Below are 12549 nucleotides of genomic sequence, written 5' to 3'. Positions count from 1 at the left end.
GTAATACATATGAAAATACGGACTTATCAAGGCATGACACCTAAACTAGGTGAACGTGTGTTTGTTGACCCTAGCGCAGTTGTTATGGGCGATGTTGTTTTAGGTGATGACGTATCGATCTGGCCATTAACCGTTATTCGCGGTGATATGCATAAAATCAGAGTGGGTGACCGAACCAGTGTCCAAGATGGCACAGTACTACATATTACCCATGCAGGCCCCTATAACCCCGACGGATTCCCTTTAATCATTGGCTCGGATGTAACTATCGGCCACCAAGCAATGTTACACGGTTGCACTATAGGCAATAAAGTACTCGTAGGCATGGGCGCCATGGTGATGGACGGTGCGGTTGTAGAAGATGAAGTCATTATCGGTGCAGGTTCTTTAGTTCCTCCTGGTAAAACCTTAGAGAGCGGCTATCTCTATGTCGGCCGTCCGGTAAAACAACAACGTCCACTTACTGAAAAAGAGCGTACATTTTTCAGTTATACTGCCGCGAACTACGTCAAGCTTAAGGACAAGCACCTTGAAGAAGATTACGCTAACTTATAGTTTACTGGCCCTGATACTATCGACCACGGGGTGCAGCTATAATGTAAATAGCACCCCGGAGTGGTGGTTCAAAGCCAAAGGCTTACCGATGCCTGCCGATAACGGTCAGGTATCCTTATGCCAAAATTTTGGTTGTACTAAATCAACCTCCATTCAGCTTACCCCGCAAGATTTAGAACCGGTTCACCAGCTTTTCAAACCTAGCCCAAACTCTGCAGAAGAAGAGAGAGTATTAATTGCTAAAGCAATGGGGTTATTTGAAACGATTACCGGACCTAAAATTGGCACCAGCCATGATAAAGCGATGAATGCTTTCAGTGTCAAAAGCAATCAACTGGACTGCATTGCAGAATCCAGTAATAGCAGTGCTTATCTTTTGATTTTGAAACAACAAAATCTCATAAAGTTTCACCGCATCGGCGGCAATATTCATCGCGGCCCTTTAACACTTAATGCACCTCATAATAGTGCCGTCGTGGTCGAAATAAGTACTAGCGAAGCCTACGCTGTCGACTCATGGTTTGGCGCCAATGGGGAACCCGCCTGGATAACACCCTCTGAAAACTGGTTATCTGGCTCCAATCCTTAATTCCTTATAGTTTTGTAGTTTAACTTACACAAATAAACACATTCGCTATTGATATCTATTCTCATTACCATTACCCTTTGCGCTATTGCCCCACGACGAAATTAATAGGAATTACTCATGAAACTGCGCCATTCATTCGTAGCTGCTGCGATATCAGCCCTTGCATGCGGACAAGCTTTCGCAACAGCATCTGAAAAATCAGCTATCTTGGACAACTATGCTGACATCGCACACGCCACTTATGAAGATTCATTATTAACCGCAAAAGCACTAAGCAAAGTATTGAATCAATTTCTCGCGCAGCCTTCTGAAGCAAACTTAGAAAAAGCTCGCGCTGCATGGGTCGCAGCACGTGTACCTTATCAGCAGTCAGAAGCCTTTCGCTTTGGTAACGCTATTGTTGATGATTGGGAAGGCAAAGTTAACGCTTGGCCCCTAGATGAAGGCCTTATCGATTATGTTGCGGCAGGTTATGGCTCTGAATCCGATGAAAACCCATTTTATACCGCTAACATCGTAGCGAACACCACATTGAAAGTAGGTGGCGTTGAGATCGATGTCACTAATATTAATAAAAAGCTACTGGCTGAAACCCTACATGAGATTGATGAAGTTGAATCTAATGTAGCAACAGGTTATCACGCGATTGAATTCCTACTGTGGGGCCAAGATCTAAACGGCACAACCCCAGGTGCAGGTAACCGTCCTGCTACAGATTTTGATCTGACAAACTGCACAAATGGAAATTGTGATCGCCGTCGTGATTACCTAACCGCTAGTACAGAACTGCTTATCGACGATCTACAAGAGATGACCAATAACTGGACCGCCAATGGTGCAGCGCGTGCTGAACTGATCGCAAAAGGCGAAGAGGGCGGAATTGCCAGTATCTTAACAGGTATTGGCAGCCTCGCTTATGGCGAACTAGCAGGAGAGCGTACAAAACTAGGCCTCATGCTACATGACCCAGAAGAAGAGCATGATTGCTTCTCTGACAATACTCATAACTCTCACTTCTATGATGCGAAAGGCATTAAGAACGTTTATTTAGGCCAATATACACGTACCGATGGCTCTGTTGTTTCGGGCGCAAGTCTCTCTCAACTTGTTAAAAACCGAGCACCTATCGTTGATCAGGATCTACAAAACAAACTAAAGAATACTGAAGTTGCAGCACAAGCGATGGCTGATGAAGCAGCCAAAGGCAATACATTTGATGTTCTTATCGGGGCAAACAATAAAGCCGGTAACCAAGTGGTTCAAACTTTTGTTGACGCGCTTGTTGCAGAGGCAGAGGCCATTGAAAACACGATTGCCGTAATGAAGTTAGAGGGGGTTGAGCTAGAAGGCTCCGATAGCCTAGATAACCCTGCATCAATCAACGCTGAATAAGGCAAACTAAGCATCTTAATCGAGGCTTAGGCTTTAACCTTTGTCTCGGTTGTTGTCTCATACAATGAAAAAACAGAGTTCTTCATTCGTGCACCACATACTTTCTTGTCTATTTATCTGTTTAGTAGGGGTAACCGCTGCCCGAGCGGAAGAAAGCAATATAACTTCACCAGCAAAGCTGGAGAAAGGGGAGATAGAGCAGGGTGGCGACACGACACACCATAACAAACCCAATCGGCAAGCCTTCAGCTTTCCCGCTGCAAATCTGCCATTTAAAACCCAGCTAGATTTCAAACTTGGAAATAGTATCTTCAAAAAACTCTGGGTTCCCTCACCCTCATCCACCACCGCGAGTGATGGTTTAGGGCCTCTCTATAATGCTCGCTCCTGTATGCAGTGTCATATCAGAGATGGACGGGGACACACGCCTAAAGGCAATTGGCCAGAGGACAATGCTGTTTCACTTTTCTTGCGACTCAGCATCCCTGCACAAACAGCAGAACAAAAAGCCCTTTTAACATCTGGACGTATCGGCGTTATTCCAGAACCCACCTATGGGCAGCAATTACAGGATTTTGCGATACCGGGGTTGTCTGCTGAAGGACGTATTCAAATTGAGTACTCAGAGGAAACCGTGCAGCTTTCAGGGGGAGAAACAGCTGCATTACGTCGCCCTAACTATACAATCAGTCATCTAGGTTATGGCCCCCTACATCCACAAACAATGCTCTCGCCACGTATAGCACCGGCAATGATTGGACTCGGGCTGTTAGAGAACATAGCAGATACAGATATTTTATCCCTCAGTGATCCACAAGACCTTAACAACGATGGTATTTCGGGCAAGGCCAATAAAGTGTGGGATCAAAAAGCAAAATCCAGTGAGATAGGGCGCTTTGGCTGGAAGGCCGGTAATCCAACACTTCACCAGCAAAACAACTCGGCCTTCAATGGCGATATAGGCATATCAACACCTTATGCCAGCAACCCTAACGGGGAATGTACTGAAAACCAAGACGCATGCATCAACCGTGTAAATGGTAATAGTCTGCATCACGATGGCGTTGAGGCCTCGAAGAAAATGACCGACCTTTTACTCTTTTATACCCAGCATATTGCAGTTCCTGCACGTAGAGATGCGGATGCCCCAGCTGTGCTAGCTGGCAAACAGGTCTTTAAAGATACTGGATGCCATTTGTGCCACCAGCCCACATTTACCACCGCGAATAATCCAAAACAGCCATTTATCAGCAATCAACTGATTTGGCCCTATACAGACCTACTTCTACACGATATGGGTGAAGATTTAGCCGATAACCGGCCCGAATTTCTAGCCAATGGTTCTGAATGGAGAACCCCAACACTATGGGGTATTGGCTTAACTAAAGCAGTAAGCGGTCATAGCTTTTATTTACATGACGGACGAGCTCGAACACTCCTAGAAGCCATCTTATGGCATGGCGGAGAGGCAGAAGGAGCCAAGCAAAAAGTAAAGAATATGCCCGTGCGGGATCGGGATAATCTAATTAAATTTTTGGAATCGCTATAATGAGCTTAAAACATCTCATCAAATCCATACTACTTGCTTATATGCTGCTGACTTATTCATCAGTAGCGATAGCAGAAGTTAACCCTGAACAGTGGTTAAAACTCAATCAAGCTGTCATCAATGACCATGTGCTGCCTAATTATTTAAAACTGGCGAAGCAAAGCGCCGAGCTTAAAACCAGTAGCACTCAACTCTGCCAAGCGCCTAACTCAGTAACGCTCGAACAAACACAAACGAGCTTTATCAATATGTTAAATGCTTGGCAACGTATTCAGCACGTTCAATTCGGCCCGATTGAACTCCTTATGCGCAGTTATACGATTCAGTTTTGGCCCGATAAAAAGAATTTGACGTCTAAACAGCTTAACCTGCTCCTCACTGAAGCGAACCCTGCGACCTTAGCGCCTGAATTTTTTAACACAGCAAGTATTGCGGTTAAGGGACTTCCTGCCATTGAGCGCATTATCTTTACCGATGAGCCACTTAAAACACTGCAAGAAAACCCTTTCCATTGCCAGTTTCTTCAGGCCATTAGTGGGCATTTACTCACTCAAACGGAAAACACGCTGGCTGAATGGCAAACATACAAACAGGAATTTGAGTATCTGTCTTCTGAGGAAGGTAACTATGAGAGTGCACAAGAGGCGAGTATTGATCTAATGAAAGCTCAGGTAGAGCCGTTAGAAATCATTCGTGATCTTAAAATACTCAGACCTTTAGGCAAAACTGCTAAAGCCAAACCCCGTCGTTTAGAAAATTGGCGCAGTAAAAACGCACTACAAAACATGCAACACAACATTCAAGCTCTGCACCATATGTACAGCGGTGTTACAGCCTACAATCTATCACTACTTATGCGAGAACAAGGTGAGGTAGGCCTAGCTGATGATATTGAAACACAATTCAAATCCATTGAGACCGGCCTGAGTAAGCTCCCTAGCCCATTATCAAAGCACCTCCAAGAAGCCTCAGTTCATAAGCAGCTTTTACATATATCGGAACAGATTAGTCAGCTGCATAGCAATCTTGAAAAAAGCATGAACATGCTAGAACTTCAGCTTGGATTTAATAGCCGCGATGGGGATTAGTCGTAGAAACTTTACCGCCTTACTTGGGAGCTCTCTACTCGGCGGCAGTCTATTCAGCTCAACACTACTGGCTAGGGGGAATGAGACGTTGTTTGCATCGGCATCTCAGACTTCCAGAGGTCTCTATGAGCTATTAATTATCGATCAACAGGGAGCGTTACGGTTTCGCCATGCGCTTCCTGCTCGATCTCATCATATTGCGGCTCACCCACAGTTACCGCTGCTCGCTGCGGTAGGACGACGCCCAGAAACCTTTATCGATATCGTTAATTATCAGTCGAAACAGCTGATCCAACGTATTCAAAGTAGGCAAGGGCAGCACTTTTATGGTCACGCAATCTTCAGCCCAGATGGCCGCTACCTAATTTCCACCGAGAACCAAATGAGTACAGGTGACGGCTTGATTGTTGTTCGAGATGTTCATGATAACTTCAACACCATCAAGCAATTCAGTTCTGCAGGAATAGGCCCTCATGAACTAAAAATGATGCCCAATGGAAGAACATTAGTGATCGCAAACGGCGGTATTCACACCCATCCGAAACAGGGACGTGAGAAGCTTAATCTGAGCACTATGCAACCATCATTAGCGTATATCGATAGCCTATCCGGCAAATTACAGGAGCAAGTGTTTCTCACGACCGAACATCATCAACTAAGCATTCGTCACCTAGATGTAAACTCTCAGGGCAGGGTAGGTATAGCGCTGCAATATCAAGGAGATAAATTAGACGATATGCCTCTAGTTGCTTTTCACTCACAGGGGGAAGCCATCAGGCTTGTTAAAGCCCCCACACCTATTAACCACGCTATGAAACAGTATTGCGGAAGTATCCGTTTTGACCAAAGCGGCGAAACCGTTGCGGTTTCGTCACCGAGAGGTGACCTAATCACATTTTGGACGCAGAACGGTGATTATTTAAATTCCATTAAAACAACTGACGGCTGTGGGTTAACTGCAACATCGACAAAAAGCTGCTTTCTAATTTCCACCGGTAGAGGGCGCTTTTACCATTATGACGTTTCCACAAAGCTGAAAAGAAGAATCTCGTTGGAGCTGCCAAAGGGGATCCACTGGGACAACCATTTGAGCAACATTTCTTAAGCTAAAAATTCTAGCACCGGCTTAGGTAAAACCTGTGCTTCACAACTCTAAATTTGAACTTTATTGAAGAGAAAACCATGAAAAAGACAATCCTAGCTACTCTAATTGCAACAACCATGACATCCGCTCCAGCCTTTGCCGGCGTTGCCGAAGAACTTGCAGCAATGAAAGAGCGCATCGCACAGCTGGAATCTCAGCTTGCAAAGCAGCAAGCATCGCTAAGCAAGAAACGGTTTTAGCCAAACAAGAGACCTCTAGTGGAGCAGGTGGCTTTGCTGACAATGTAAGCGTCAGCGGCGAAATTGCTTTACTTGCTCAGCAGATTGAAGCGGATGACGGCACGAGTACTGGCGATGTACTTGTCGATACCTTCGAACTTGCAATCGAAGCCGACATCAATGAAAACGTTAAAGTCGCTACGCTTATTGAGTACCTAGCTGCTGATGAAAAACTAGACCTTGCAGAAGCTTATGCTGTGATAGGTGCTGAAGATAGCCCTGTTCATCTAACCGTTGGTAAAGCGGCACACCCTCTTCTAGTAGGCGACTCTGCAGCATTTACAGACCCAATTGCGTTCGACCTTTATGATGCCAAAGAAGGCCTAGCAATGGTGAGCTACAGCAATGAGATGGTCAATGTAGATGCTTATGTTCTCAACACTTCTGGGGAAACCGGCGAAGCGCTAGACACACTCGGCTTAAACCTTGGAGTAACACTAGAGAACGGCGTTTCATTCGGCGCGGGTTACATTACTAATACTGCGGACGTAGCCGGCCCTTTTGCTGACCTAGATGGCATGACAGAGAAAGTTGATGCTTGGCGGGCAAATGCATTGTTTGAAACGGGTAATCTTTCATTATTTGCAGAATATATCCAGCTAGGTGAGATCAACCCAGCAGGTGAAGAGCCAAGTTTCCTACATTTAGGCGCAGGTTACGATACGCAGATTTTCGGTGCTGACGGCAATCTATTCTTAGGCTACAGCGAATCTGATGAAGCAAATTACATTGACGAACTGCCTGAAACACGTACAGCACTAGGCCTATCTCGTTCATTAGGTGAGAATGCATCAGTTGTTACGGAATATGTTCGTGAAGAAAGCTACAGCAACGAAGACACTGATATCTTAAATGTCGCGATTGTTACAGAATTCTAATTCCTGAACTCTAAGAAGAAGCTCTAAGAAGAAACTTAGAGAATAACCACTAAGTGAAATCAATCTAGGCTTTGCTTAGTGTGTGACAACCGGCGCTGAATCCCCCTTCCATCATCAGAGCCGGTCGTCACAGTTCGGTACTTAATAATGCGAAACACTAGATTGCACTATTATTGAACATATTATCGATAAAGTAAGTCGCATGATACTCTACAAAAGACAGTTTAATACCTTTATAAGCACAAGGTATGACTACTTATCCGCTTTAGCACTAGATATTTCACTCAGTCTCTTAACGACCTGCGCATTTATACTTCTCTGAGTAAAAGTACCATCCTCTTTGCGCTTACCTGCTTTTCGCCCCATCATGACTTCTAAGCATTGATCAACATGAGAGACAGCATAAACGGAGAAGTTACCCTCCTTAACCGCCTCGACAACCTCAGCTTTTAGCATCAGGTTACGAACATTCGCTTTAGGAATAATCACCCCTTGCTGACCATTCAATCCACGCGCTTTACATAGATTAAAAAAGCCCTCAATTTTCTCGTTTACACCACCAATGGCCTGCACTTCACCATACTGGTTTATAGAGCCTGTAGTCGCATAGTTTTGACTAATCGGGATATGCGTCAGAGCTGATATTAAAGTACACACCTCAGCCAATGAAGCGCTATCACCATCGACATGACCGTAAGATTGCTCTAAAGCGATACTGGCAGACATCGTCATAGGGAAGTCTTTAGCGTATTGGTTACCCAAAAAACCACTCAGAATAAGTACACCTTTAGAGTGTATAGGCTGGCCTAGCGTCACTTCACGCTCGATATCGACGATACCACGATTTCCTGGAAAGACAGTTGCTGTAATTCTGGCAGGCGTACCAAATGCGACGTCACCCACCTGAAGTACCGTTAAGCCATTGGCTTTACCTATGGCTTCACCATCAGTATCGATCAACACCGTCTCTTCGACGATACCCTCTTCAATCTTCTCCGCCATACGCGATGTACGGCGCTGCTTCGCGTTTAGAGCCAGTTCCACGTGGTCAGCATTGATTAACTCATCCTCCTCTTTAATCCGCTTAAAATCAGCCTCACAAAGAAGATCCACTAATTCACCAATATGAGCAGAAAGCAGTTCCTGATTATCTGCTTGGCGCGAACTATGCTCCACTAAACGCGCGACGGCTCTACGTGTTAATGGCGCCAAACCCTCTTCATCCGCAAGCGTTTTCATCAGACGAGCATAATTACGTATCGTTTGTGGTGTGCGCTTAACATCTTCATCAAAGTCCACAACCACACGGAACATCTTCTCAAAGTCGTGATCCAGTTCTTGTAATAAATAATAGATATTACGTGAACCGATTAGGACGAGTTTAACGTTCAATGGGATTGCCTGTGGCAACAGGGTAATTGTACTGATACCGGTGTATTCGCTGGCGGGGCTTTCTATACGTATTTCATGAGACTTCAGCGCACGTTTTAACGCACCATACACAAAAGGCTGTTCCAATAACTTTTCCGCCTCAAGGACCAAATAGCCCCCATTTGCATGATGCAAAGCCCCCGGCCTAATCAGTTTATAAGTAGTAGAGAGCGCGCCCATTTCAGAGGTGTATTCCACTCTTCCGAAAAGATTTTCATAACTTGGATGCGCCTCATAAATCACAGGCGCACCTTTGGTTTTTTGATTGTCGACCAATAAATTTACGCCGTAATTACTTTCCATATAACTACGTCGTGAGGCATCGGTGACCGGCTCAAGAAGCTTGTCATCACCCACGATCTCACTACAATTTTTGACCAAAGATGTCTCCATCTCTGACAAATAGTCAGTAGCCGCCGATAGATTGGCGTACTTTTCTCTAATTGGCTGGAAGATAGGTGAAATAGCTTGGCGAGTTGTATCACGATCTAAGTTCTTTAACTTTTCAGCCGCTTCTCGACGCCATTGGGGGAGTCCAGTCAGAGCTTCATTTAACTTGTCTTCAAGATCTGAAATCGCCTTAGTGAAACCCTCTCTCGTTTCCTCAGGTAGTTGTGAGAAAACAGCCTCATCCATCGCTTGGCCATCAGCCACAGGGGTAAAGCCAATGCTACCGGCATCACGGTATACAGCGATACTATGTTCTCGGGCATCACGCTCCACCTCTTCGATCGCTTGATCATAATAACGATTAAGCTCACGATCTATCTTGCCCTTTTGGCGCTGATAAGTGGGACCTTCGAAGGCAGCAGGCATCTCTGTTAATGCACTCTCGATGATATGCTTAATATCACGTTTAAACTGCTGTGCTTTGCCCGAAGGGAAGGTGATGCCAAGAGGGTGACGACTATCTTTCAGGTTATTTAAATAAACCCAATCACCTGGTTTTTTCTCTTTTTTAGCAACCGCTTTCAGGTTTTCCATCGCAAAAGAGAAACGCCCTGTATGCGGATTACCCATTACAAAGAGGTTATATCCAGGGCGACGCATTCCTATGCCAAACTCCATCGCTTCTATAGCACGGTTTTGGCCAAAAAAGCCGCTAAATGGCTCAAGGGTAGATGTAGTTTTAAAAGGAAGTAATTCAGGGTCACAGCTACGATAAAGCTGCTCAGAAGATAGTCGAGTTTCCGTTATCATATAGAGCTCCCGCTGAGGACTGGGGTCATAAAGGAAGTCACAATAACTGTGTTTCTTAACTTTATACGCCCCAGAAGCGCCTCATGCAAGCCTAGTTATGAAAACTAGAAAATGATCACTGTTGTATTAAAATCAACCAGTTAATGCACTACGTAACTGCTTGATAACAGCCTGTGAATCTGGCTCAACACCGCGCCATATTTGAAATGACTGGGCAGCCTGCTCAACCAACATACCTAAGCCATCAATAGACTTTTCTGCGCCATTTTTATCCGCCCAGATGCAAAAAGCTGTAGGCTCAGCCGAATACATCATGTCATAGCACCAAGCATTATCCGCTAAAATACCTTCAGGTAAGGGCGGAACTTCACCTTGTAGGCTCGCAGCGGTTCCATTGATCACCAAATCAAAACATTGCCCGGACAATGTATCAAACCCACAACCTGTAACATCACCTAAATCAGCAACAAGATCTGCCAATTCAGCCGCTTTAGAGGCTGTACGGTTTGCGATCACAAGCTGACTTGGCTTCTGCTCAAGCACCGGCTGTAAAACACCTCTTACCGCGCCGCCTGCACCTAAGATCAGTACCTTCTTATCCTTGATAGTCCCGCCATGATTACGAACAATATCACGCACCATCCCAATACCATCGGTATTATCACCGCACAGACGCCCCTGTTCATCGCGGTATAAGGTATTTACTGCACCTGCCAGTTCAGCACGTGAAGAGCGAACTTCCGCTAACGTCCAAGCCTCTTGTTTAAAAGGGATAGTTATATTTAAACCTTTCCCTTTATCCGTTAAAAACGATTCAACGGAAGCATTAAAACTATCTTCTGGCACCGCTATCGCTTCATAAATAAGATCTTGTGCCGTACTTTGTGCAAAAGCACTATGAATCTGCGGAGACTTAGAGTGTTTTATTGGGTTGCCAAAAACGGCATAACGATCTGTCATTAAAAAGCGCTCTTACATTGCAAGAAGAATGTTACAAATTTAGCCAGTCACGAGGTTTAAGATAGCGATCATAAAGAATCGCTTCTTCACTACCTTCTTCAGGTTTCCAGTCATAACCCCAGCGCACTTCTGGAGGTAAAGACATAAGAATCGATTCAGTACGGCCACCCGACTGAAGACCAAATAAGGTGCCACGATCGTAAACAAGGTTAAACTCAACATAACGACCACGACGGTGTAACTGAAAATCACGCTGACGTTCGCCGTACTCTTTATCTTTGTTTTTTTCCATAATAGGTACATAGCCTTTAATATAGGCATTACCAATGGACTGCATTAAAGCAAAACTCTTTTCAAAACCGTATTCGTTCAAGTCATCAAAAAATAAGCCACCGACACCACGAGGCTCATCACGGTGTTTAAGATGAAAATACTCATCACACCAGGTTTTAAAGTGAGGGTAGATCTCTTCACCAAACGGATCACAAGCATCTTTGGCTGTTTGGTGCCAAAACCGACAATCTTCATCATTGCCATAGTAAGGCGTTAAATCAAAACCGCCGCCAAACCACCAAACCGGCTCTTCGCCCTCTTTTTCTGCAATGAAAAACCGAACGTTGGCATGCGAAGTAGGGATGTAAGGGTTTCTTGGATGAATAACAAGCGACACACCCATCGCCTGAAAACTTCGACCCGCTAATTCAGGACGGTGTGCAGTAGCTGAGCCAGGCAACTTATCACCAAATACATGTGAGAAGTTCACACCCCCTTTTTCAATAATGGCACCATCAGCAAGTACACGAGTACGTCCACCACCACCTGTTTCACGCTGCCACTCATCTTGAAAAAATTGACCTTCGCCATCAGCCTCTTCAAGCGCGTTACAAATCGAATTTTGAAGACCTAACAGGTACTCTTTAACAGCATCAATATTTGGTGCGGACATAGTATTCACTCACTTAAAATATCAGGCTCGAACAATACGGTCTGATTTTAAATCTCTAATTTGTGTTGGATTTGAAAGATCACCTAATTTACCTGGAAGAACATAATCCAAATCACTACCGAAGTAAGTCTTTACTTTCAATATATCCCTTGCAGGATGATAGGATGCAGGATTCGCAGAAGTTGAAACAATAAAAGAACCAAAGGAATTAGTTAGATTTTTAACAGGTAAGTGATCGCTCACTCTTATTGCGACAGAGCTATATTTTCCTTTAATCCACTTAGGTATCAGATTCTTTTTATCAGGCAAAATCCAAGTAAAAGGGCCCGGCCAGTTAGCGGTTACTTTACTGAATTCTTCAGGAGTCAAATCTTCGAGTAAAAACTCGATTTGAGAGATATTACCAGCAATTAAAACCAGCCCTTTATGCATAGGACGTCGCTTAATGCTTAATAGATGGGAAACAGCCTCTTGGTTAAAAGGGTCGCACCCTAGTCCCCAAACGGCTTCGGTAGGATAGGCGATAACACCACCTTGACGCATCGCCTGAACGGACTGGTGGACATGCCACCAGTCAG

At 44.7% G+C, this 12549-nt stretch carries 12 protein-coding genes; 8 read left to right on the top strand and 4 right to left on the bottom strand.

Going from position 1 to position 12549, the window contains the following annotated elements; genetic code table 11:
• The first annotated feature begins 9 nt into the window (after positions 1-9).
• The 8 genes from B4K11_RS16955 to B4K11_RS16920 all read left to right on the top strand — a co-directional run bounded on the left by B4K11_RS16955 (position 10) and on the right by B4K11_RS16920 (position 7434).
• On the top strand, positions 10-555 hold the full coding sequence (locus B4K11_RS16955) for a gamma carbonic anhydrase family protein (protein WP_292953943.1): 546 nt from the start codon (positions 10-12) through the stop codon (positions 553-555).
• Entirely contained in the window at positions 530-1144 is a 615-nt protein-coding gene (locus tag B4K11_RS16950; protein WP_292953946.1) for a hypothetical protein, read from the top strand. The genes B4K11_RS16955 and B4K11_RS16950 overlap by 26 nt, the downstream gene beginning before the upstream one ends.
• Positions 1145-1261: 117 nt before the next feature.
• Positions 1262-2536 (top strand): imelysin family protein, encoded by a 1275-nt coding sequence (locus B4K11_RS16945; RefSeq protein ID WP_292953949.1) that lies wholly within the window; start codon positions 1262-1264, stop codon positions 2534-2536.
• Between the two features lie 64 nt (positions 2537-2600).
• Complete coding sequence (locus B4K11_RS16940; protein WP_292953952.1) at positions 2601-4085, top strand: di-heme oxidoredictase family protein; 1485 nt, start codon at positions 2601-2603, stop codon at positions 4083-4085.
• The gene (locus B4K11_RS16935) at positions 4085-5173 is read left to right on the top strand and encodes an imelysin family protein (protein WP_292953955.1); all 1089 of its coding nucleotides are present in this window, start codon (positions 4085-4087) and stop codon (positions 5171-5173) included. The genes B4K11_RS16940 and B4K11_RS16935 overlap by 1 nt, the downstream gene beginning before the upstream one ends.
• Positions 5145-6278, top strand: coding sequence for a DUF1513 domain-containing protein (locus B4K11_RS16930; protein WP_292953958.1), 1134 nt, complete (start codon positions 5145-5147; stop codon positions 6276-6278). Before B4K11_RS16935 ends, B4K11_RS16930 begins: the two co-directional genes overlap by 29 nt.
• Positions 6279-6355: 77 nt before the next feature.
• Positions 6356-6517 (top strand): hypothetical protein, encoded by a 162-nt coding sequence (locus B4K11_RS16925; protein WP_292953984.1) that lies wholly within the window; start codon positions 6356-6358, stop codon positions 6515-6517.
• Entirely contained in the window at positions 6469-7434 is a 966-nt protein-coding gene (locus B4K11_RS16920) for an LbtU family siderophore porin (protein WP_349680098.1), read from the top strand. Before B4K11_RS16925 ends, B4K11_RS16920 begins: the two co-directional genes overlap by 49 nt.
• A 252-nt stretch (positions 7435-7686) precedes the next feature.
• Here the strand turns inward: B4K11_RS16920 and B4K11_RS16915 are convergent, their stop codons facing one another.
• The 4 genes from B4K11_RS16915 to B4K11_RS16900 all read right to left on the bottom strand — a co-directional run bounded on the left by B4K11_RS16915 (position 7687) and on the right by B4K11_RS16900 (position 12514).
• Positions 7687-10065 (bottom strand): Lon protease family protein, encoded by a 2379-nt coding sequence (locus B4K11_RS16915; RefSeq protein ID WP_292953986.1) that lies wholly within the window; start codon positions 10063-10065, stop codon positions 7687-7689.
• A 132-nt stretch (positions 10066-10197) separates the two neighbouring features.
• Entirely contained in the window at positions 10198-11025 is an 828-nt protein-coding gene (gene aroE, locus B4K11_RS16910; RefSeq protein WP_292953988.1) for a shikimate dehydrogenase, read from the bottom strand.
• 31 nt (positions 11026-11056) lie between these two features.
• Positions 11057-11971 carry an oxygen-dependent coproporphyrinogen oxidase gene (hemF, locus tag B4K11_RS16905; RefSeq protein WP_292953991.1) on the bottom strand — a complete coding sequence of 305 codons (915 nt, stop codon included), beginning with the start codon at positions 11969-11971 and terminating at the stop codon, positions 11057-11059.
• Between the two features lie 21 nt (positions 11972-11992).
• The gene (locus tag B4K11_RS16900; RefSeq protein WP_292959467.1) at positions 11993-12514 is read right to left on the bottom strand and encodes an L-threonylcarbamoyladenylate synthase; all 522 of its coding nucleotides are present in this window, start codon (positions 12512-12514) and stop codon (positions 11993-11995) included.
• Positions 12515-12549 lie beyond the last annotated feature (35 nt).

Origin of the sequence: Neptuniibacter sp. UBA6509 (genome assembly GCA_002435145.1) — a bacterium.
Taxonomy (GTDB): Bacteria; Pseudomonadota; Gammaproteobacteria; order Pseudomonadales; family Balneatricaceae; genus Neptuniibacter.
The sequence above is the reverse complement of the archived record's forward strand: the minus strand, read 5'-3'. Positions and strand labels throughout refer to the sequence as shown.